Annotated in this window: 23 protein-coding genes; 22 read left to right on the top strand and 1 reads right to left on the bottom strand. The window is 37.3% G+C overall.

Annotated features, from left to right (window positions below; translation table 11 throughout):
* Nucleotides 1-4 precede the first annotated feature (4 nt).
* The 8 genes from ACP5P5_RS11715 to ACP5P5_RS11680 all read left to right on the top strand — a co-directional run bounded on the left by ACP5P5_RS11715 (nt 5) and on the right by ACP5P5_RS11680 (nt 11,743).
* Nucleotides 5-1,510 carry a RagB/SusD family nutrient uptake outer membrane protein gene (locus tag ACP5P5_RS11715; protein WP_428286302.1) on the top strand — a complete coding sequence of 502 codons (1,506 nt, stop codon included), beginning with the start codon at nt 5-7 and terminating at the stop codon, nt 1,508-1,510.
* Nucleotides 1,511-1,536: 26 nt separating this feature from the next.
* Entirely contained in the window at nt 1,537-2,397 is an 861-nt protein-coding gene (locus tag ACP5P5_RS11710) for a LamG domain-containing protein (protein WP_428286301.1), read from the top strand.
* 93 nt (nt 2,398-2,490) lie between these two features.
* On the top strand, nt 2,491-4,167 hold the full coding sequence (locus ACP5P5_RS11705) for a glucoamylase family protein (protein ID WP_428286300.1): 1,677 nt from the start codon (nt 2,491-2,493) through the stop codon (nt 4,165-4,167).
* Nucleotides 4,168-4,182: 15 nt separating this feature from the next.
* The gene (locus ACP5P5_RS11700) at nt 4,183-5,511 is read left to right on the top strand and encodes a glucoamylase family protein (RefSeq protein WP_428286299.1); all 1,329 of its coding nucleotides are present in this window, start codon (nt 4,183-4,185) and stop codon (nt 5,509-5,511) included.
* Between the two features lies 1 nt (nt 5,512).
* Nucleotides 5,513-7,279, top strand: a complete 1,767-nt coding sequence (locus tag ACP5P5_RS11695; protein ID WP_428286298.1) for a family 43 glycosylhydrolase — start codon at nt 5,513-5,515, stop codon at nt 7,277-7,279.
* 25 nt (nt 7,280-7,304) lie between these two features.
* Nucleotides 7,305-9,587, top strand: coding sequence for a beta-glucosidase BglX (gene bglX / locus ACP5P5_RS11690; RefSeq protein WP_428286297.1), 2,283 nt, complete (start codon nt 7,305-7,307; stop codon nt 9,585-9,587).
* A gap of 124 nt (nt 9,588-9,711) precedes the next feature.
* Complete coding sequence (locus ACP5P5_RS11685) at nt 9,712-11,091, top strand: aldehyde dehydrogenase (protein WP_428286296.1); 1,380 nt, start codon at nt 9,712-9,714, stop codon at nt 11,089-11,091.
* Between the two features lie 106 nt (nt 11,092-11,197).
* Nucleotides 11,198-11,743 carry a glutathione peroxidase gene (locus ACP5P5_RS11680; RefSeq protein WP_428286295.1) on the top strand — a complete coding sequence of 182 codons (546 nt, stop codon included), beginning with the start codon at nt 11,198-11,200 and terminating at the stop codon, nt 11,741-11,743.
* An 88-nt stretch (nt 11,744-11,831) separates the two neighbouring features.
* On the opposite strand, the gene dusB is transcribed toward ACP5P5_RS11680, so the two are convergent.
* Nucleotides 11,832-12,869, bottom strand: coding sequence for a tRNA dihydrouridine synthase DusB (gene dusB / locus ACP5P5_RS11675; RefSeq protein ID WP_428286294.1), 1,038 nt, complete (start codon nt 12,867-12,869; stop codon nt 11,832-11,834).
* Nucleotides 12,870-12,939: 70 nt separating this feature from the next.
* Here dusB and ACP5P5_RS11670 point away from each other — a divergent pair, with 70 nt between their 5' ends.
* The 14 genes from ACP5P5_RS11670 to ACP5P5_RS11605 form a co-directional block, all read left to right on the top strand.
* On the top strand, nt 12,940-13,896 hold the full coding sequence (locus tag ACP5P5_RS11670; RefSeq protein WP_428286293.1) for a lysostaphin resistance A-like protein: 957 nt from the start codon (nt 12,940-12,942) through the stop codon (nt 13,894-13,896).
* Between the two features lie 14 nt (nt 13,897-13,910).
* Nucleotides 13,911-14,123: a putative signal transducing protein gene (locus tag ACP5P5_RS11665; protein ID WP_428286292.1), complete on the top strand. Its 213-nt coding sequence runs from the start codon at nt 13,911-13,913 to the stop codon at nt 14,121-14,123.
* Between the two features lie 15 nt (nt 14,124-14,138).
* Nucleotides 14,139-15,059, top strand: a complete 921-nt coding sequence (locus ACP5P5_RS11660) for a phosphatidate cytidylyltransferase (protein ID WP_428286291.1) — start codon at nt 14,139-14,141, stop codon at nt 15,057-15,059.
* 24 nt (nt 15,060-15,083) lie between these two features.
* Nucleotides 15,084-15,677, top strand: coding sequence for a TetR/AcrR family transcriptional regulator (locus ACP5P5_RS11655; protein WP_428286290.1), 594 nt, complete (start codon nt 15,084-15,086; stop codon nt 15,675-15,677).
* A 38-nt stretch (nt 15,678-15,715) separates the two neighbouring features.
* Nucleotides 15,716-16,786, top strand: coding sequence for a 1,2-phenylacetyl-CoA epoxidase subunit PaaE (gene paaE / locus ACP5P5_RS11650; RefSeq protein WP_428286289.1), 1,071 nt, complete (start codon nt 15,716-15,718; stop codon nt 16,784-16,786).
* 60 nt (nt 16,787-16,846) lie between these two features.
* Complete coding sequence (gene paaA / locus ACP5P5_RS11645; protein WP_428286288.1) at nt 16,847-17,830, top strand: 1,2-phenylacetyl-CoA epoxidase subunit PaaA; 984 nt, start codon at nt 16,847-16,849, stop codon at nt 17,828-17,830.
* Nucleotides 17,831-17,848: 18 nt separating this feature from the next.
* On the top strand, nt 17,849-18,205 hold the full coding sequence (gene paaB, locus ACP5P5_RS11640; protein ID WP_428286287.1) for a 1,2-phenylacetyl-CoA epoxidase subunit PaaB: 357 nt from the start codon (nt 17,849-17,851) through the stop codon (nt 18,203-18,205).
* Nucleotides 18,206-18,235: 30 nt separating this feature from the next.
* The gene (paaC, locus tag ACP5P5_RS11635; protein WP_428286286.1) at nt 18,236-19,075 is read left to right on the top strand and encodes a 1,2-phenylacetyl-CoA epoxidase subunit PaaC; all 840 of its coding nucleotides are present in this window, start codon (nt 18,236-18,238) and stop codon (nt 19,073-19,075) included.
* Nucleotides 19,069-19,575 carry a 1,2-phenylacetyl-CoA epoxidase subunit PaaD gene (gene paaD / locus ACP5P5_RS11630; protein WP_428286285.1) on the top strand — a complete coding sequence of 169 codons (507 nt, stop codon included), beginning with the start codon at nt 19,069-19,071 and terminating at the stop codon, nt 19,573-19,575. The genes paaC and paaD overlap by 7 nt, the downstream gene beginning before the upstream one ends.
* 9 nt (nt 19,576-19,584) lie before the next feature.
* Nucleotides 19,585-20,358 (top strand): enoyl-CoA hydratase-related protein, encoded by a 774-nt coding sequence (locus ACP5P5_RS11625; protein WP_428286284.1) that lies wholly within the window; start codon nt 19,585-19,587, stop codon nt 20,356-20,358.
* A gap of 10 nt (nt 20,359-20,368) precedes the next feature.
* The gene (paaI, locus tag ACP5P5_RS11620; RefSeq protein WP_428286283.1) at nt 20,369-20,788 is read left to right on the top strand and encodes a hydroxyphenylacetyl-CoA thioesterase PaaI; all 420 of its coding nucleotides are present in this window, start codon (nt 20,369-20,371) and stop codon (nt 20,786-20,788) included.
* The gene (locus tag ACP5P5_RS11615) at nt 20,785-21,390 is read left to right on the top strand and encodes a transferase hexapeptide repeat family protein (protein ID WP_428286282.1); all 606 of its coding nucleotides are present in this window, start codon (nt 20,785-20,787) and stop codon (nt 21,388-21,390) included. The genes paaI and ACP5P5_RS11615 overlap by 4 nt, the downstream gene beginning before the upstream one ends.
* A 42-nt stretch (nt 21,391-21,432) precedes the next feature.
* Nucleotides 21,433-22,437 (top strand): GTPase ObgE, encoded by a 1,005-nt coding sequence (gene obgE, locus ACP5P5_RS11610; protein WP_428286281.1) that lies wholly within the window; start codon nt 21,433-21,435, stop codon nt 22,435-22,437.
* A gap of 322 nt (nt 22,438-22,759) precedes the next feature.
* On the top strand, nt 22,760-23,136 hold a 377-nt coding region (locus ACP5P5_RS11605), incomplete at its 3' end, for a hypothetical protein (protein ID WP_428286280.1).

The following is a 23,136-nucleotide window of genomic DNA, read 5'->3' as shown; positions in this document are numbered from 1 at the left end:
TGTTATGAAAAATATATTCAAAATAAATTGGTTCAATCGGCTGGTAAAACCATCTGTAATGGGTTTGTCGGTGGTAATTATTGCTTCCGGTTGTTCTAAATCATTTTTAGATGTGCCTGTACAAGGGCAGCAACCTGCAACACAAATTTGGAAAACTTCAACCGATGCAACCAATGCGGTAAATGCAATTTATGCCAATTTACGTAGTTGGAATAATGTGGCATTTGCTCCCATTTGTGTTGAAAGTGTTGGTTCAGATGATGCAGCAAAAGGAAGTGTTCCAAGTGATGCTACATTCATTAATGCTTACGATAACTTTACCGTAACAGCTACTGATGGGCAGTTGGATGGATTTTGGACCGGTCAATACCAAAATATTAATTTGTGTAATCAGGTATTAGATAATGTGCCCAATATAAATATGGATGCTTCATTGAAAGGGCGTTATTTGGCTGAAGCAAAATTTGTACGTGCATACTCTTATTTCAGGTTGGTACGAGCTTTTGGTAATATTCCATTAGTGCTTCATGTGCCATCAACAGCAGCTCAATTAAACCCTGTTCAAAGTAAGCCTGCCGATGTATATGCAGCAATTGAACAGGATTTAACTGATGCTGCTAATGGTCTACCTGCAACATATGGCCCTGCAGACATTGGTAGGGCAACAAAAGGAGCAGCCTTGGCTTTGCATGCAAAAGTGGCCATGTATCAGAAAAAATGGAGTGATGTAAAAACATACACTGATCAGATAATTGCTTCCGGTGTTTATTCTCTTTTCCCTAACTATTATCAAATGTTCCGAATTCCCAATGAAAATTGCTCTGAATCAATTTTTGAAATTCAGTGTAATTATGTAGCAGGAAACGGTGGACTTTCCAACAGTCAATATTCGCAGGTTCAAGGTGATAGGGATGCGAATGCAGGATGGGGTTTTAATGTGCCTACTCAAAACTTAGTAAATGAATTTGAACCTGGTGATCCTCGTTTGAATGGTACTATTTTATTTGCAGGTACTACTACTCCTGATGGTGACGTAGTGCCCTTGCCGCAAGCTGGTGCTCCCTCTATGTATAATATGAAATCTTATGTGCCATTTGCATTGGCTTTGGTAGATAATCAAGGTGCTGACCAAAATGTAAGAGTAATTCGTTACGCTGAAGTTTTATTAATGAATGCGGAAGCAAATAATGAATTAGGTAATACCTCAGCTGCTTTGGCTTCATTAGAACAGGTACGTGCACGTGCAAGAGCACAAAGCGCTAATCCCTCAGTTGACTTACCGCCAGTTACTACTACCGACCAAAACACTTTAAGAAATGCAATTTGGCATGAAAGAAGAGTTGAATTAGCTATGGAATTTGATCGTTATTTTGATGTAATTCGTCAAGGCCGCGCTGCAACTGTTTTTGGACCTTTGGGTTGGAAAGCCGGTAAAAATGAAGTTTGGCCTATTCCTCAAAATCAAATTGATATTAGTGGTGGTGTATTGGTTCAAAATCCTGGATACTAATTTTTATCATTCTTAAAAAAAATGTTATGAAACTTCATAAAAAATATAGCATTTCAACATATATAGCTGCATTGGTTGTTTTGGCATTTGGGTTTACCTCTTGTCAAAAATCATTCAATCCTGCCAGCTATGCACCCGCTCAAACATTTGGTGGTTATGCTTCTTCTCGTGAGATTGCTTCCAGCAATTTGGTAGGCTATTGGGGGTTCGAAAATTCACTTGTTGATAGTGTTTCAAGTACTAACGGCACGGGTGTAGGCACTTCCTTTACTACTGGTATAAAAGGTAATGCCTTGCAAGGTGCAAATAATGGTTATTTTATTACCACCCCAAGTAGTGCGGTAGTTGGGTTGAAAAGTTTTACTATTTCATTTTGGGTAAATTCTCCGCAAAATACCAATGGCACATTTGGTTTGGTTTGTTTGTCAAATACACAAGATTTTTGGGGAAACTTAGATATTTTCTTTGAAAATGGCAGTACTTCAACAAACGCTAATTTAAAAGCACATATTGAAAATTGGGTAACCCCAACAACTGATAATGATCAATGGTTGGGTAGCTTTGCGGTAGGTAATATTTGGAATAAATGGTCGCATATTGTATTAACGTACGATGCAACAACTTCCACTTTTGTTACTTATTTAAATGGTAGTGCTATTAATACTACCGTTAAAGCAGGAAATGGCCCTTTAACTTTTCAAAATGTATCAGCTTTAATTTTTGGAACCATGCAATTCAATACAACCCCTTCATTAGGTACAGCCGGTGGTCCGCAAAGTTGGGCTAGTTATATGCCTGGCGCCATGGATGAAGTACGTATTTACAATGCGCCGCTTGCAGCAGCTGATGTAAAAGCTTTGTATCAGTTACAAAATCTTGGAAAGTAGGATTGTTGCTTTTAAATCATACACAAGTGCATCCTTAAGTCAGATGAACTGACAGAAGGATGCACTTTTTCCAAATTTTAAAAATTTGGTTATATGCGTAAAATATTCAATTTCTGCCTGTTGTTTTTATTGGCAATTACATTCGCTTGTAAAAAAAATAGTGCACCACCTTCACCGCCTACTCCACCCACGGCACCTTCTTTTAGTTTAAATAGTTTAAAAGTAAATGGTGCATACAATGGTTTTACTTACTATAATGTAAACTTCAAACCAAACATCCTTCTAACTTTTACTACTTCATTAAATGCCAATTCATTAAGTAATAGTATTCAACTAACTAGTAGCAGTGGTGTAGTAGTTCCCATAAACACTTCATTGCAAAACAATGATAGTGCAGTTTTAATTCAGCCTGTCAATAACATCAATCCTATAACGTTGTACACACTAAATGTTTCTACCGCCTTACAATCAAAAGTGGGCGGAAACTTGCAATCTGCAATTGTAGTTAAATTAACAACCAGTATTGATTCAACCGATAAATTTCCACAAATTTCTGATACAGCCTTATTAACACTAATACAGCAACAAACCTTCAAATATTTTTGGGATTTTGGTCATCCGGTAAGCGGTATGGCTCGTGAAAGAAATACATCGGGCGATGTGGTTACTACCGGTGGTACTGGTTTTGGTATAATGAGCATGTTGGTAGGTATTAACAGAGGGTTTATTTCGCGTACCGATGGTTTAAACAGAATTAATACAATTGTTAATTTTCTTACCAATAATTGCACCCGATATCATGGCGCTTTTTCACATTGGATAAATGGTACTACCGGCGCTACCGTTCCATTTAGTACGCAGGATAATGGGGCGGATTTAGTTGAAACATCTTTTTTAATGCAAGGCTTATTGTGTGCTCGCCAATATTTTAATGGAACAACTTCAGCTGAGGTTACACTCAGAAATAATATCAACACATTGTGGAATGGTGTAGAATGGACTTGGTTTACACAAAATAATCAGCAAGTGTTGTATTGGCATTGGAGTCCTAATTATAATTGGGCCATTAATATGCCTATTAAAGGTTGGGATGAAGCATTAGTAACTTATGTGTTAGGTGCCTCATCTACCACTTATCCTATTAATCAATCTGTTTACTCAAACGGATGGGCTTCTAACGGGGGAATGAAAAATGGAAATACCTATTACGGCAATGTGCTACCGTTAGGCCCTACATTAGGCGGGCCCTTGTTTTTTGCACATTATTCTTTCTTGGGAATTAATCCTAATGGTTTAAGCGATGCTTATGCCAACTATTTAACACAAAATACAGCTCACGCTAAAATCAACTATGCATATTGTGTTGCGAATCCGGGTGGATATAATGGATATAGCTCAGCTTGTTGGGGGCTTACCGCCAGCGATGATAATATTTCCGGGTATTCAGCTCATTCACCTACCAACGATTTAGGTGTAATTAGCCCTACAGCAGCTATTGCTTCTTTGCCTTACACACCTACGGAATCAATGAATGCTATCCGATTCTTTTATTATAAGCTGGGTGATAAAATTTGGGGGCAATATGGTTTTACCGATGCTTTTAATTTAACCAATATTTGGTTTGCAACCAGTTATCTGGCAATAGATCAAGGTCCGGAAATTGTTATGATTGAAAATTATCGTTCGGGTTTATTATGGAACTTGTTTACTTCTTGTCCTGAAGTTCAACAGGGCATGCGCAATTTAGGATTTACAGCTCCTTATTTATAAAAACATCATTTTAACATGAAAAAAAAATTATTGATATTATCAGCTGTTTGTTTGCTAACGGTCAATGCATTTACACAAAAGTTGAACAACTTACCTAAATTATCAGATAGTGCTTTGGTGGAAATGGTACAACGACAAACTTTTCAGTATTTCTGGGATTTTGCACATCCGGTAAGCGGCATGGCCCGTGAACGCAGCAATGTAGCATATGATTATGGTGATGAAGTAGTAACTACAGGTGGAACGGGTTTTGGCATTATGGCTATGATTGTAGCAGCAGATAGAAAATGGTTGCCTCGTGATACAATTGCTGTCCGATTATTAAAAATGGTCCGTTTTTTATCAAAGGCTAATTCCTATCATGGTGTATTCCCGCATTGGTTAAATGGAAGTACCGGTGTTACTATTCCTTTCAGTAGAAAAGATGATGGTGCCGATTTAGTAGAAACATCTTACTTATTTCAAGGTTTATTATGTGCCCGACAATATTTTAATGCGCCCAATAAAGTTGAAACGGAAATTAGGAACAGAATAAATTGGTTATGGAATGATATTGAGTGGAATTGGTTCACAAAAGATGGACAAACTATTTTATATTGGCATTGGAGTCCTAATAATGGATGGGCTATGAATTTCCCTATTCGTGGATTTAATGAATGCCTGATTACATATGTATTAGCAGCATCGGGTACACGTTATCCGGTTTCTGCAGATGTTTACCACCAAGGATGGGTACAAAGCGATTTTTTTAAAAATGGTAAACAGTTTTACGGTATTACCTTGCCGTTGGGATTTGATGGTGGAGGTCCCTTGTTTTTTTCTCAATATTCTTTTCTTGGCCTTGATCCTCGTGGATTAAAAGATCGTTATGCAAATTATTGGGAACAGAATCAAAATCATACACTTATTAATCATGCGTATTGCGTGCAAAATCCCAAGCAGTATAAAGATTATGGGCCTAATTGTTGGGGGTTAACAGCTTGTGATACTTATGACGGTTATAATGCCTTTTCGCCTACCAATGATAATGGTACAATAGCCCCAACTGCTGCATTATCGGCCTTCCCATATACGCCGGAATATTCAATGAAGGCTTTACGTTTTTTTTATGATAGTCTTGGTAACAAATTATGGGGGCCATACGGTTTTAAAGATGCATTTAATCTAAGTAAAAATTGGTATGCCTCTTCCTACTTAGCAATAGATGAAGGACCCATTGTTGTAATGATTGAAAATTATAGAACCGGATTGCTTTGGAAATTATTCATGAGTTGCAAAGAAGTTCAAAATGGCTTGCAAAAGCTTGGCTTTGAAAGTCCATGGTTTAACAAAAAAAATGATTAACATGAAACAGAGAATGCTATTATTTTTTGCTATAGTAACTATTCGTTCTACTATCTCTGTTTATGCCCAACAAAAAACTTATTGCAATCCCATTAATATTGATTATGGTTATACCCCCATTCCCAATTTTAGTGAAGCCGGGCGACATAGAGCAACAGCCGATCCTGTAATGGTTCGTTACAAAAATGATTATTATTTGTTTTCAACCAATCAATGGGGCTATTGGTGGAGTAATGATATGTTACATTGGACCTTTGTATACCGTAAATTTTTACGCCCATGGAATGCCGGATATGATGAATTATGTGCCCCTGCTGTTGCCGTTTTAAGTGATACAATGATTGTTTTTGGTTCTACTTACACAACAAATTTTACCGTTTGGATGAGCACAAATCCTAAAGCAAATGAATGGAAACCTTGGGTAGATTCTTTTGCAATAGGTGGTTGGGATCCTGACTTTTTTTTTGATACCGACGGGAAATTATATATGTATAACGGCAGCAGCAATCGATATCCGTTATATGGTATTGAGCTTAATAGAAAAACCTTACAGCCTATCGGCACTCGTAAAGAAATGTATTTATTAGAACCATGGCGTTACGGCTGGCAACGTTTCGGAGAGTACATGGACAACACCTTTTTAGATCCTTTTATTGAAGGGGCCTGGATGACAAAGCATAACAGTAAGTACTATTTGCAATATGGTGCACCGGGAACCGAAATGAGTGGATACGCAGATGGTGTAGTAGTTGGCGAAAATCCATTAGGCCCTTTCAGCCCGCAATCAGATCCGCTTTCATTTAAACCTGGAGGCTTTGCTCGTGGTGCCGGCCATGGAAGTACATTTCAAGATGCATGGAATAACTGGTGGCATATTTCCACCATGGTTATTAGTGTAAAAAACAATTTTGAAAGAAGATTAGGAATATGGCCTGCCGGTTTCGATGCCGATAATGTAATGTACTGCAATACTTCATATGGCGATTATCCGCATTATTTACCACAATATTTAAAAAGTAATAATCATGCAACACTTAGCGGTAGTGGATTTGTGGGATGGATGCTCTTGAATTATAATAAGCCCGTACAAGTATCATCAACGCTTGGTGGTTTTGAACCCAATAATGCAGTAGATGAAAATATAAAAACATATTGGAGTGCTTTAACCGGTAATAAAGGCGAATGGATTCAAACCGATTTAGGTGGCCTTGATACCGTACATGCCATTCAAATTAATTATGCCGATCAAGATGTTGATAGTTCATTTTTAGGTAAACAATTGGGTACTTACCATCAATACAAGCTGTATGAGTCAACCGATGGGAAAAACTGGCGTGTCCTCATTGATAAATCAAATAACAAAACCGATATTCCTCATGAATATGTTGAACTGTCAACGCCAATTGTTACCCGTTATATTAAGTTAGAAAACATTCACATGCCTACAGGAAAATTTGCTATAAGTGGGTTAAGGGTGTTTGGAAAAGGGAATGGCTCATTGCCCGATACCGTAAAAAATTTTTTGGTTTTGCGAACAGAGAAAGATAAACGAAGTGCTTGGTTGAAATGGCAAGTGGTTGACAATGCATTTGCTTACAATATTTACTTTGGTACAGCACCCGATAAATTATACAATAGCATAATGGTTTATAACCAAAATGAATATTGGTATAAGGGAATGGATAAAGAAAAGCCTTATTATTTTGCTATTGAAGCCATTAATGAAAATGGAATTTCAATGCGCACAACACCAACATTGGTCGAATAATTTTAAACCCCTTTAATTAATCAGTATGAAAAAATTACATTTCATTTTACTGGCAGCATTGCTACTTCAGTTTACTGCTGAAGCACAAACAGGTGCCAATAATGCCATGAAACAATTCATTGATGGTTTAATGCAGAAAATGACGTTAGACGAAAAAATTGGACAATTGAATTTATTAACCCCGGGTGGAGGAATTCCCACCGGTGCGGTAGTAAGTACAGATGTTGAGGCTAAAATTAAAAATGGTCAGGTAGGTGGCCTGTTTGGTGTAATTGGTGCAGACAAAGTATTACAAGCACAAAAGTTGGCCGTTGAACACTCTCGTTTACACATTCCTTTAATTTTTGGGTCAGATGTCATTCACGGTCATAAAACTACCTTTCCTATTCCTTTGGGGTTATCTTGCAGTTGGGATACTGCTTTAATTAAACAAACGGCTCGTGCAGCAGCGGAAGAAGCAACTGCCGATGGATTAAGTTGGGCTTTTTCACCTATGGTAGATATCTGTCGCGATCCCAGATGGGGGCGCATAGCTGAAGGTGCAGGTGAAGATCCATTTTTAGGTAGTGCCATTGCCGGTGCCATGGTGCGTGGATATCAAATGAATGACCTTCATAAAGACAATACCGTTATGGCTTGTGTAAAACACTTTGCGTTATATGGGGCTGCGGAAGGTGGCCGCGATTATAACACGGTGGACATGAGTAAAATTAGAATGTATAATGAATATTTACCACCTTATAAAGCAGCAGTAGATGCCGGCGTGGGCAGTATAATGAGTTCTTTTAATGTGGTTGATGATATTCCGGCAACAGGTAATCGTTGGTTATTAACAGATTTATTGCGTAATCAATGGAAGTTTAATGGCTTTGTTGTAAGCGATTATACCTCTGTTAATGAAATGCAAGAGCATGGATTAGGTGATTTACAACAAGTATCTGCATTGGCCTTAAAAGCAGGGTTAGATATGGATATGGTAGGCGAAGGTTTTTTAACTACATTAAAAAAATCGTTGCAAGAAGGAAAAATAACACTAAATGATATTAATAACGCTTGCCGACGTGTTTTGGAAGCAAAATATAAATTAGGATTATTTAGTAATCCTTATCGAAATGTTTCGGCATCAAGAGCGTCCGTAATTTTATCACCAGATAACTTAGCTCTATCACGTAAAGCTGCTGCAAAGGCATGCGTGTTATTAAAGAATAACAACAATGTATTACCGTTACAAAGAAAAGGAACCATTGCACTGATTGGTCCTTTAGCGGATAGTCGTCGTAATATGTTGGGAACATGGAGTGTCGCCGGCGATTGGCACAAGGCAGTTACCTTAAAAGAAGGTATTCAAGCGGTAGCGGGAAATTCGGTAAAGATTGTATATGCAAAAGGCGCTAATATTTCTGATGATACGGTATTTAATAAAAAAGTAAATGTTTTTGGTACGGAAATAGATATGGGTCCTCAATCACCTGATGAAATGTTGCAAGAGGCAATTGCTACTGCTCAAAATGCCGATGTAATTGTAGCTGCTTTGGGTGAAGCAGCCGATATGAGTGGTGAATCATCCAGCAGGGCCGACATTGGTTTGCCTGAAAGTCAACAACGGCTTTTGACTGCATTGTTTAAAACAGGTAAGCCGGTTGTAATTGTTTTATTCAACGGCAGGCCCTTAACGCTAGTAAAAGAGCGTGAAATGGCTACTGCCATATTAGATGTTTGGTTTGGTGGTACAGAAGCGGGAAATGGTATTGCAGATGTATTATTCGGTAATGAAAATCCTTCCGGTAAGTTAACTGCATCTTTCCCATATAGTGTTGGGCAAATTCCCGTGTATTATAACCATTTGAACACCGGAAGACCTTATGTGTTGGGTGGACCAACTAAATTTAAGTCTGATTATTTAGATATTCCTAACGCGCCTCTTTTCCCATTTGGATTTGGATTAAGTTATACGAACTTTAATTATTCCCCCGTTCAGTTATCTGATACCATTTTAACCAACGGTAAATCTATTCATGCCACTGTTAAGGTAACAAATACCGGCAATTATGATGGGGAAGAAGTTGTGCAGTTATACTTGCGCGATGAAGTTGCTTCTATTAGTCGCCCTGTGAAAATGTTAAAGGGTTTTCAAAAAATATTTTTGAAAAAAGGAGAATCGAAAACAGTAGATTTTACTATTTATGCAGAAATGCTGAAGTTTTACAACAATAAATTGAAATTAGTGGCTGAACCGGGCCAATTTTTGGTAATGATTGGAACCAATAGTGAAGAAGTAAATTCTGCTTCGTTTGTGTATAAACAATAACTTTTTTTCTGGCAGTCGTTTTGTTAGATAGGGCCTGCTGCATTTTTGCGGCGGCCTTTTTTGTTGGTATTGGTGAAGTGATTGATTAATAAATTTTGCTTATCTTTTTCCAAAAATTATTTGTATGCAATCTGAATATTTACCGATGCTGCAACAATTAAAAATAAATTATGAAAGCCGTATTACACGGGGTTATGCTTTTAGAGTGCAACAATTGCAGCATTTAAAGGCTGCAATTTTAAAATATGAACAAGCTTTGTACGAAGCACTTGCTGTTGATTTGAAAAAAAGTAAAGAAGAATCATGGGTAACTGAAATGGGAATGGTAGTAGCAGAAATTAATCATACACTCAAGCACTTAAAAAAGTGGATGCAACCACAAAAAAAAGCAACCAACTTAGCGAATATGCCTTCGGTAAGCAAAGTGTATGCAGAGCCTTGGGGCGTTGTGTTCATTATTGCGCCATGGAATTATCCTGTACAATTATTATTGAGTCCTTTGGTTGGCGCTATTGCTGCCGGCAATGTTTGTGTGGTAAAACCTAGTGAATTTGCTGATGCAACTGCGCATGTTATTCAAAAAATGATAGAAGAAACATTTCCAGCCAATTATGTTTATTGTGTACAGGGAAATGGTGCTGAAGTAGTTACTGCATTAATGCAACAATTTACTTTTGATTATGTGTTTTATACCGGAAGTACGGCCGTGGGGAAAATTATTTACCGGCAGGCTGCCGAAAAATTAATTCCTGTTACTTTAGAGTTGGGTGGTAAAAGCCCCTGTGTAATAGCTGCCGATGCCAATATACCCGTTGCTGCAAAGCGTATTGCCGTTACCAAGTTTTCAAATTGTGGGCAAATGTGCGTAACACCCGATTATGTTTTGGTGCATCGTTCTGTTTATCATGCATTTGTAGAAGAGATGAAGCAGGTGTTATTGCGTTTTTTTGGTGAAGATGCTTCTCAAAGCGATAATTATGGTAAAATGATTAATGAAAAGCAATGGAATAGAGTGGTAGGGTATTTGCAACAAGGAACAGTTTTATTTGGCGGAAGTGTAAATAAAGAACATTTGTTTATTGCACCTACTTTATTAGGTATTAATGATACCAATATTCCTGTTATGCACGAAGAAATTTTTGGTCCTGTATTGCCTATTTTGCCCTATGAAAATAAAGAGGATGCTAAACAGATTATTTCCGTCAATCCAAATCCGTTGGCATTTTATGTTTTTACGCAAAGTAATGAATTGGCCGAAGCGTGGTTAGCCGAAGTGCCTTCGGGTGGTGCGTGTATTAATAATTGTAGTTGGCATTTAACCAACCCAAATTTACCTTTTGGTGGTAGAGGTAATAGTGGCATTGGTCAGTATCATGGTCAATATTCTTTTGAAAGTTTTACACATCCGAAAGCAGTGTTTAAAACACCGGCATGGTTCGATCCTGCTATAAAATATCCGCCATTTACCGGTAAGTTAAAGCTGTTTAAATGGTTAATTCGTTAATTAGCATTTTGGATCATGCAACATAATACCCATTGTTTTGTTATTTGTTCAAAATGCTATTATGCAAGCGCGACAAACAATATTGAAGTGGTTTTACCCCATTATTATGCAAACGGGGAAATTGCTTTCCAACAAAAAAAATATTATCTATAATCAAGGTTTGGTTAAACCCCATGTCAGTTTTTATAAATTAAGTGCTACACTTTTTAATGGTAATAATTTTTCGTTTCAACAATTGCAAGGGAAAAAAGTGTTGATTGTTAATACGGCAAGCTTTTGTGGGTTTACGGCACAATATGCTGAATTAGAAAAATTATATCGCTTATATCATAACGAATTGGAAATATTGGCTTTCCCTGCCAATGATTTTAAAGAGCAGGAACCTGATGATAATGCCACTATTGCAACATTTTGTTCCATTAATTATGGTGTTGATTTTCCTTTAATGCAAAAAACAGTTGTTGTGCCTTCGGCCATGCAACATCCGGTTTATCAATGGTTAACGCAACCCCAACAAAATGGATGGAACCAACAACCACCTGTTTGGAATTTTAATAAATATTTGGTGAATGAAAAGGGTGTTTTAATGCATTATTTTTCATCGTTTGTTTCGCCATTGTCCAATGCCATGAAAACAGCTATTTCATTGTAATACATACAGCTGCATAATGATCTGAATGTACAAGTGTGCGACGCAACGAAAGTTGCACAAAGTAGCTGCAGCCGATTACACAATAAAACTATAAGGGACACTTTTCATGGTAGTTCATTAATTCAATGGGGGTACGTTCAAAATTATAACCCTCATAACGGTGTTCAATTTCTGTAAGCACCTGAAGAATTTCTTCTGTTTCTTTTAAAGTAACTAATTTGTTACGGTACTCTTTAATACCGGGTAAACCTTTTAAATAATTGGTATAATGACGACGCATTTCATTGATGCCAACTATAGGTCCTTTCCATTCAACAGATTTTAGCAGGTGTTTTTTACATACGTCAACCCGTTCACGTATAGTTGGTGAAGGAAGCAAGGTTTTTGTTGTAAAATAATGTTTAATCTCTCTAAAAATCCAAGGATAACCAATAGCCGCACGGCCAATCATAATGCCATCAACACCATATTTGTTTTTGTATTCCCAAGCTTTTTCAGGCGAGTCAATATCACCATTGCCAAAAATGGGAATTTGGATGCGTGGATTGTTTTTTACTTTGGCAATCAATGTCCAGTCAGCCTCGCCTTTGTACATTTGTGCTCTGGTGCGTCCGTGTATCGAAAGTGCTTTAATGCCCACATCTTGTAAGCGCTCGGCTACCTCTTCAATGTTTTTTGAATGATCATCCCAACCTAAGCGGGTTTTTACGGTAACGGGTAAATGGGTTGATTTAACTACCGATTCGGTTAAACGAACCATTAAATCAATATCTTTTAATACGCCGGCACCGGCACCCTTGCTTACCACTTTTTTAACGGGGCAACCAAAGTTAATATCAACTAAATCGGGTTGTACGGCTTCAACAATCTTTGCACTTAAGGCCAATGCTTCTTCATCGCCACCAAAAATTTGAATACCTATGGGGCGCTCATAGTCAAAAATGTCTAATTTTCTTCTGCTTTTAATAGCATCTCGAATTAAACCTTCACTGGAAATAAATTCCGTGTACATTAAATCAGCTCCGTTTTCCTTGCATACAGCTCTAAATGGAGGATCGCTGACATCTTCCATGGGTGCTAATAACAAAGGAAACTCGGGTAAGTTGATATTGCCTATTTTTACCATTCCATTAAAAATTAATTGGTTGTTTAACAACCAAAGTGCAAATTTACAACCTTAGTAATAAAGTGTAACTATGTTTGAAAATTACAATACAGAAGAGAATAGTTTTGAGGCTTTTACTACACCCGACCCGGTAATGCGCAGCAGCCGTATATCCAATTTAGGACAAATGGCTATTTTAATTGGCTTTGCCGGTGTAGGTATTGTTATTAGTAGCATGTTGGCTGTTGTAATTTGGATGTTGATGACGCATCAGTCGTTGGATACAATGACTACCAATATTTTGCTGCCGGCTTATGCTAATGCGGCCAAAGTTATTCAATTGGTAATGTCGTTTTGTATGTTTTTTTTACCGGCTTTTTTCTTGGCATTATTAATTAGCAAAAAGCCATTGTATTACATGCATTACAATCGTTCCATTAATTTGAAACAGGTGTATTTGGTTATTGCAATGGTGTTTGTTGGATTGTTTTTAAGTGGCGCTTTAACCGAGCTTAATCAAATAATACCCATTCCCAAAAAATGGGAAGTAAGTTTTAAAGCTATGGAAAAGGCTTACACTGATGGTGTTAAAGGCATGGCCGTTATGAAAAATTTTGGTGAGTATTTATCAACTTTATTAGTTATTGCAATTGCGCCCGCCATTTTTGAGGAAACTTTCTTTAGAGGTGGTATGCAAAACATTTTGGTGCAATGGACAAAAAGTGCTGCAGCGGGCATCATTATTACCAGCATTATTTTTAGTGCTGCACACACCAGCTATTATGGCTTTTTGCCACGTTTTGGCTTAGGTATTATTTTGGGATACATTTATTATTACGGGAAAAATATTTGGTTAAATATTTTGTTGCATTTTTTAAACAACGGGTTTGCTGTTACTATGTTATATTTTGCTACCAAAAACGGTGCATTGAAAGATGATGCCATGGATGATACTACCTTTCCTTGGTACATTGGTATTGTAGCAATTATAGCGCTGGTAATACTTTTTAAATATTTTAAAAAAGCAACGCCCATTCAAAGTACATAATTTAAGGGGAAGCAATGGAAAAGTCTACTTGGTTTTTATTGTATAGCACCAAAAATGTACCACATGCCAGCATTATAAAAGGTGTGTTGGAGGAAAATAGTATCCCTGTACAAGTTTTAAATAAATTGGATAGTAGTTACTTAACTTTTGGTGCAATAGAAATTTATGTACCCCTGCACCTAAAAGAAATTGCAAAAGAATTATTAGAAAAATCGCTTTTAAATTAATTTGAATACATTAACATGGCGTTAAACTTACAAACCTTTAAAACCCGCACCGGAACAGCCATTTTGTTTGTTATAATTATGTTGGCCGGTTTGCTGATTAATAACTGGAGTTTTTTTGTTTTATTCAGCATTATTCATTTTGGTTGTTGGCATGAATATCGTCAATTAATCAATAAAATTTATCCTCCTTATGTTGGACGTGGTTTGGTGCACGAATATGGTGTAATGGTGTTAGGCTGGTGTTTTGTGCTTTGGCGTTTCCATAATCCTTACCCAATTGGTGAAGTTACTTTGTATGGGCTAGGTTGGTATCTGTTTTTGTTATTAGCGGTGTTTTTAATGGCCAAAGAAATTGTGTTTAAAAAAGATATTGATTTAAAAATGGTGGGTTATTCTGTATTAGGTCTCTTATATATTTCACTAAGTTGGGGTTTGATGATGAATTTGCGATTTGATTATTGGCCGGTATTAAATACATTAACGATTAGTACCGAACCCGGCTTAGTAGTTGTGTTATTATTAATTGCCACCATTTGGATTAATGATACCATGGCCTACTTGGTGGGTTCATTCATTGGCAAAACACCACTATCGGCAATTTCTCCCAAAAAAACCTGGGAAGGAACATTGGGTGGTGCCATCATAGCCATTGTATTGGCAGCATTATTAGCCGTTAAAATTACCGGAATGACTTTATTTATTGCATTCGGCATAACTATTATTGCCGCGGTAATGGGTACCCTGGGCGATTTGTGGGAAAGTAAATTAAAGCGTATGGCCGGTGTAAAAGATAGCGGCCAAATTATGCCCGGACATGGCGGATTTTTAGATCGGTTTGATTCATTATTATTAGCCACTCCTTTCGTTTGGCTGTTTTTATGGATAATGAGTGGTATGCCTCTTAAACTAACAATTACAAGTATAGTTTGTCGCTAACGTTAGTTAGTGTATTTTTGCGGTATGGGAAGAATAAAAACCGATACCAACAATTCACGTAAAGAAGTAATTGTAGCCAAAGCCGCTGCATTATTTAAAGAAAAAGGATATAAAGCCGCCAGTATGCGTGAACTGGCCGATATAGTGGGTGTTGAAGCCGCTAGTTTGTATAACCACATTAAAAGTAAAAGTGAACTACTGCACGAAATTTGTTTTAGTGTAGCGAACCGATATGGCCAATTCATGGAATCGGTTGAGCAGGAACAAATTAGTAGTTTGGCTAAAATTGAAAAAATATTGCGCTTTCATATTCATGGAATGATTGAACATTTTAATGAAGTGTATGTAAGCGATCGGGAATGGAAATATTTGGAAGATCCCTACCTGTCTAATTTTCAAAATCAACGTCGTACCTACCGCAAACGTTTTGCTGCCATTATTGAGGAGGGTATTCAAAAAAAAGAAATTAAACCCATTGATGCCACCACCGCTGTGCTAATTATGCTGCATGCAATAAGCGGTATTGAAAGCTGGCATCGCAGTAAGCAACGTATTAGTGGTAATTTACTTGAAGAAAACATGATTACCATTTTGGTGGGTGGCTTAAAAAATGAATAACAGCATCGTTTTTATTTCAAAGCATTAAATTTTTTTGTGTGGCACAATTTTATCCGCTTCAGGTAAATGAAGTATATCACGACACAGATTCGGCTGTAGTGGTTGGTTTTGATGTACCTACTGAATTAAGAAATGAATTCGCATACCATGCCGGACAGTACATTAATATACGCACATGGATTAATGGTGAGGAAGTGCGAAGGACTTATTCATTGTGTTCGGCACCGAAGGAGCAACGGTGGCGCATTGGTGTAAAAGTATTAGCTGATGGAGTATTCTCGAATTATGCTTTTCATCAACTAAAGCCCGGCGATACATTAGATGTAATGCCGCCAATGGGAAAGTTTTTTTCACCGCTAAATCCACAGCAAAAAAAACATTATATAGCCTTTGCTGCAGGCAGTGGCATTACACCCATTTTGGCAATTATAACTGAAACTTTATACATTGAACCAGCCAGCACTTTTACTTTAGTATATGGTAATAAAACCAAGGCCGACATGATGTTTAAAGAAGAACTGGAAGCCTTGAAAAATTGCTATATGCAAAGGTTTATGCTTATTCCTTTATTTAGCCGCGAAAAAGTTGAAATGCCTTTGAATGAAGGTAGAATTAATGCATCAAAATGTGCTGCCTTATCTAAACAAGTTGTACCGTTAAATGCCGATGAATATTTTATTTGCGGCCCATCGGATATGATTACTGAGATGAAAGATTTTTTGCTTGAACAGCAAATACCTGAGTCACGTATTCATTTTGAGTTGTTCACTTCCATTAATGCCCAACCTCGAACTGCTGCAACGCAAGTAGCCACCTCTGTAACGGATAATCATGCTATTACCTTACAACTTGATGGTCATGTCTTCCATTTTTCCATGAGTGGAAATGGTACCAGTATTTTAGATGCAGCTATGCAGCAAGGTATTGATGTGCCCTATGCCTGCAAAGGTGGCGTATGTTCAACTTGCCGCGCTAAACTTTTAAAAGGGAAGGTAAATATGGATGCCAATTTTGCCCTTGAGCCCGATGAAGTGGAGGCCGGATTTATTCTAACCTGCCAAAGTCACCCCGTTTCTGATGAGGTTTCTGTTGATTATGATGTTAAATAAGCTAACAATTGTTAGCAAATGCTACTTATTTCCGTAAATTTGAAAGCTAAAATTTGGGTTATGGATGCAAATAAATTAGCCGAACAATTTCAACAAAAAATTGATGCGGATATAAAAATTGAACCGCAGGATTGGATGCCCGATGAATACCGTAAAACCCTTATTCGTCAAATATCACAACATGCCCATAGTGAAATTGTAGGAATGTTACCTGAAGGCAATTGGATTACCCGTGCGCCTTCATTAAGGCGTAAAGCTATTTTATTAGCCAAAGTTCAAGACGAGGCCGGCCATGGACTATATTTATATTCCGCTACTGAAACTTTAGGCATTACCCGTGATGAAATGTATTATCAACTACATAGCGGTAAAGCAAAGTATTCTTCCATATTTAATTATCCTACTTTAACCTGGGCCGATATGGGTGCCATTGGTTGGTTAGTTGATGGTGCTGCCATTATGAATCAGGTGCCTTTATCACGTTGTTCCTATGGACCTTATGCAAGAGCCATGGTTCGTATTTGTAAGGAAGAAAGTTTTCATCAACGCCAGGGCTTTGAAATTTTATTAGCCTTGTCAAAAGGTAATGCTGCACAACGCAAAATGTGTCAGGATGCCATTAATCGTTGGTGGTGGCCTTCTTTAATGATGTTTGGCCCAACCGATAATGATTCTCCACATACTGCACAAAGTATGAAATGGAAAATAAAGCGTTTTACTAATGATGAGTTAAGACAAAAGTTTGTAGATGTATGTGCTGAGCAAGTGAAGTTTCTAGGCATGACTTTACCGGATAAAGATTTAAAATGGAATGAAGAAAGAAAGCACTACGACTTTGGGCCCATTAACTGGGAAGAATTTTGGAATGTAGTAAAAGGTAATGGTCCTTGCAATAAAGAGAGATTGGCAACACGGGTTCAAGCCTGGGATAACGGTGCATGGGTACGTGAAGCAGCCTTAGCATATGAAGAAAAAAAATCTGCACGAAAATATGCTTTTCAAAATACTGCTAAGTCAACCGAAAATGCACCTGCATTACAATAAAAACAAATTATAGCAAAAATGAATATACATATCACTAAGTTTTTTTATGGCGATTATGGCGAAATAGAAGGGGGAGCATCCGCACCCGTTAACAATCGTGAATGGCCGTTGTGGGAAGTTTTCATAAGAAGTAAACAAGGGTTAGATCACAAACATGTGGGTAGCTTGCATGCAGCCGATGCTGCTATGGCCATTGAAAATGCCCGCGATGTTTATACCCGTCGTATGGAAGGGATAAGTATTTGGGTGGTTGAAAGCAAATACATTCATGCATCCAATCCCACTGAAGCAGGGGCATTGTATGATCCTGCAAATGATAAAATTTATCGTCATCCTACCTTTTATCAGTTGCCTGATGAATTAAAGTATATGTAAAAATTTTATTGCCCAATTATATTGATGATTATGCAAGAACAAACTTTATTAGCTGAAAACGAAAATGCTCAAAAATTTAAGGTAGAGGCATTGCTTCATTTGGCCGACGACAGTTTGATAATGGGGCACCGATGCAGCGAATGGTGTGGTCATGGTCCTATTCTTGAACAAGATATTGCTTTAACTAATATTGCATTAGATTTTGTAGGGCAAGCACGTAATTTTTATCAATATGCCACCGAATTTTTACAAAAACTTCCCAACGATACTGCATTGGCGTTAGCCGATTTTGATATTATACCGGGTGCTATAACTGAAGATAGCCTGGCTTACTTACGAAATACGAATGCTTATAAAAACCACTTGTTGGTAGAACTGCCCAATGGCGATTGGGCTCAAACCATTGTAAAGATTTTCTTATTTAGCAGTTATCGGCAAATATTATTTCAGCAATTGCTGAAGAATAATGATGTACAATTGGCTGGTATTGCGGAAAAATCGCTAAAAGAAATTCAATACCATGTAAAGTGGAGCGGTGAATGGGTGATGCGCTTGGGCGATGGAACAGCCGAAAGCCGGGAACGCATGCTTAAAACAATAGATTATTTGTGGCCTTATGTAGGTGAATTTTTTAATTGTACCGAATATGAAAAAACTACATTTGAGTTAGACGATACATCTATTGTCCTTTTGAAACAAGCTTGGTTAAATACCATCAATCACACATTTCAATTGGCTACCTTACCGGAACAAACATTTGGAAAATGGTACCAATCGGGCGGTAAATTGGGCATTCATACGGAACATCTCGGTTATATTTTGGCTGAAATGCAATTTTTACCACGTACATATCCTAATGCAGTATGGTAAATACTATTGAACATACCGAATCCGAAGTTTGGCAATTGTTAAGTACGGTTAATGATCCCGAAGTCCCGGTTTTATCAATTGTTGATTTGGGTATTGTCAGAAATGTAAGTGTTCATAATTCCGAAAGTATTACAGTAACCATAACACCTACTTATAGCGGATGCCCTGCTATGGATGTGATTAGTATGCAAATTCGATTGGTATTGCTGGAATACGGTTTTAAAGAAGTAAAAGTTGAAAAAGTACTTTCACCTGCATGGACAACCGATTGGATGAGTGAATCGGGGAAAGAAAAACTAAAAGCTTACGGCATTGCACCCCCGCTACCAAAGCAAACGGTTTGTAAAACCGATGAGTTTCAGGAAGAAGAAGCAATTCAGTGTCCGCATTGTTTATCTTATAATACACGTTTAATTTCACGATTTGGCAGTACGGCTTGTAAAGCTTTGTATCAATGCCAGGATTGTAAGGAACCATTTGATTATTTTAAATGTCATTAATTTGCTTTTATGGCCGAAATTTTATTTGAATTAAATAACGGTATTGCATTTATCACCCTCAATCGTCCGGAGAAATTAAATGCTTTTAATCGTCCAATGGCATTGTTAATGCAAGAAAAATTACAAGCCTGCAATAGCAATGCAATACGTTGTGTTTATATTACCGGCGCGGGTAAAGGCTTTTGTGCCGGGCAAGATTTAGAAGAAGTGCTTGACCCCAATGGTCCGGGCATGAATAGGATTTTAAAAGAACAGTTCAATCCTATCATTACTCTTATACAACAATTGCAAAAACCTGTTGTTGCAGCAGTGAATGGTGTTGCAGCAGGTGCCGGCGCTAACATTGCTTTGGCTTGTGATATCGTAGTGTCCAGTGAACAGGCATCTTTTATACAAGCGTTTTCAAAAATTGGTTTAATTCCTGATAGCGGAGGTACTTATTTTTTGCCGCGTTTAATTGGATATCAAAAAGCAATGGCCTTAATGATGCTGGGCGATAAAGTATCGGCTACAGAAGCTGTTAACATGGGCATGATTTATAAAAAATTTCCTACCGGTGAGTTTGAAAATGCCTCTAAACAATTAGCTCAGCTATTGGCTAACATGCCTACGCAAGCTTTGGGTTTCATAAAACAAGCTTTACAGGCTTCTATGCATCAAAATTTAAATCAGCAATTGGAATTAGAAGATGTTTTGCAGCAAAAAGCATCAGCCACTAATGATTTTAAAGAGGGTGTAAATGCTTTCATACAAAAACGTACACCCATTTTTACCGGCAATTAAAAATAATGCTATGTCAAATATTTCACCTGAAGCGGTCGTGCAATCAATAGTAAATTCCGATGCCTTTTCAAAATGGTTGGGTATTCAGGTACTTGCTATTAAAGAAGGGTATAGTAAAATAGCTATGAATGTAAGACCCGAAATGATGAATGGATTAGGTGTAGTGCACGGTGGTATTGCATTTTCTTTTGCTGATAGTGCTTTTGCTTTCGCCTGTAATAACCGGAATCAACTTTCATTGGCATTAGATACTTCCATACAATTCTTAAAACCGGTTCATGTAGGTGATCAATTAACTGCTGAAGCCATAGAGTTACATAATGGAAAAAGCACAGGCTTATATTTGGTTAAAATTTATAACCAGCACAATCATTTAATTGCTTTGTTTAAAGGCACTTGTTTTCGTACTGCTAAACCTGTTGTTGTATGATTTATAAGTTTCGGCAATACATTCCCGTTATTCATCCATCTGCATTTGTACATCCGCAAGCTGCTGTTACCGGAAATGTTATTATTGGTAAACATGTTTACATTGGTCCCGGCGCAGCTATACGTGGTGATTGGGGAAGAATTGTGATTGAAGATGGTTGCAATGTGCAGGAAAATTGCACCATACATATGTTTCCCGGTGTAACTGTAACTTTAAAACAAAATGCTCATATTGGGCATGGTGCCATTATTCACGGTGCTACCATTGGTGAAAATTGTTTAATAGGTATGAATACTGTAATAATGGATAATGTTGTTTTGGGTAGTGAATGCATAGTTGGTGCTTTATCATTTATTAAAGCTGATACTATTTTTGAACCACGAAGTTTAATTGTCGGAAATCCTGCCAAAAAAATAAAAGAAGTAAGTGATGAAATGATTCAATGGAAAATAGAAGGTACCGCATTATACCAAGCATTACCAGAGCAAATGCGTTTGTATTGGGAACCTTGCAACCCTTTAACTGAATTGCCTGGTGCGCTTGATAAGAATGATATTGAAAAAGCATATAAAACCTGGAATGAAACAAAGCCACATAAATAATTGCTTTGTGTTACCTTTGTGCGCTAAACTTAATAATGAATTGTGGCCGATAATAATTTCATAGACTATATACGCATTTTTTGTAGAAGTGGCCATGGTGGTGCAGGAGCCAGTCATTTTATGCGAAATAAATTAACTGCAAAAGGTGGCCCTGATGGTGGTAATGGAGGTCGGGGTGGTCATATCATTTTACGTGGAAATGCCAACTTATGGACGTTACTGCATTTGCGTTACTACAAAAATGTATTAGCTCAGAATGGTGAGTCGGGTTCAAAAAATAATTGTACCGGACAAGATGGTGAAGATATTATTATTGAAGTACCACTAGGAACCATTGCAAAAGATGAGGTTACAGGTGCAATTGAAGCTGAAATATTAGAAGATAAACAAGAAGTTATTTGGTTGCGGGGTGGCCGTGGGGGTTTGGGAAATGCCAATTTTGCAACACCTACCAATCAAGCACCTGAATATGCACAACCCGGAGAACCCGGAACTGAAGGCTGGAAATACCTTGAATTAAAGGTGCTAGCTGATGTAGGTTTGGTGGGTTTCCCCAATGCAGGAAAATCAACTTTATTAAGTGTTATTACAGCTGCCAAGCCCAAAATTGCCGATTATGCATTTACTACTCTTGTGCCGCAATTAGGTATGGTAGCCTATCGCGGTGGTAAAAGTTTTTGTATTGCCGATTTGCCGGGTATTATTGAAGGGGCCGCTGAAGGTAAAGGCTTAGGTCATCGATTTTTACGTCATATTGAACGAAATGCTGTGTTACTTTTCCTCATTCCCGCAGATAGTAATGATCATGCTGCCGAATTTCAAATTTTATTGAATGAACTTTCTGCTTACAATCCGGAAATGTTACAGAAAGATTTTATGATTGCAATCAGCAAAGCTGATATGCTGGATGAAGAGTTAAAAGCAGAAATTGCTAACCACCTTCCCAAAAATATTCCGCATCTCTTCATTTCATCTGTTACTGGCGAAGGGTTAATGAAGTTAAAAGATGCTTTATGGCAATTATTGAATAAACCCGTTTCAGCGTAAAGAGTATCACGTTATTTATTATAATTTATTTCATGTGTATTTTTGTTGGCTTTTCTTCTTAAAAACAAACAAACGTTCGTCATTTTGTTGGTAATATTTTATTAATATTCCAAAATTTTGCATCATGGGTTACCTTTTTTGTATTTTTGTATTAATCAATGAATGCAGTAGGCCTTACTAAATTCTTCCTTTAACGTTCTTCGCTTGCCTACTATGAAATACAATAGATGATTGGTTGTCAAATGAAATCAATTTTTTAACAAAAAAAAAATGATGTGAAAGCATCAGCGATAAATTATTGTTTCATTTAAAACCAAAAAACATGAAAAGAATTAATTTAAACAAAGTAGCACGCAATTTTTTTGCAGGTAGCTTATTAGCTGCAGCCTTATTCTTATCGGTTAACACCAATGCCCGCACTGTTAGCACAGAGAATGATAATAACAAAGTGCAAATTAAATATACTGGTAGCAGTGAAGATTTTGTAAACTTTACTGTAACTTATGCCAATCCTACTGGTAGCAGATTTGATTTAACTTTCTACGATGAAAATGGCAATGTTATTTATTCCGATTCGTTTAAAGACACAAATTTTGTAAAGCGTTTTAGTGTTCCTAAAAATGCCTATCAAAAATTAACAGCAGTGGTAAGTAACGCAAACGGAAATGATGTAAAGAAATTTGATATTTCTATTCGCAC

It is taken from the genome of Hydrotalea sp., from assembly GCF_049968455.1.
Taxonomy (GTDB): domain Bacteria; phylum Bacteroidota; class Bacteroidia; order Chitinophagales; family Chitinophagaceae; genus Hydrotalea.
This window is presented reverse-complemented; position numbering and strand designations above follow the sequence as displayed.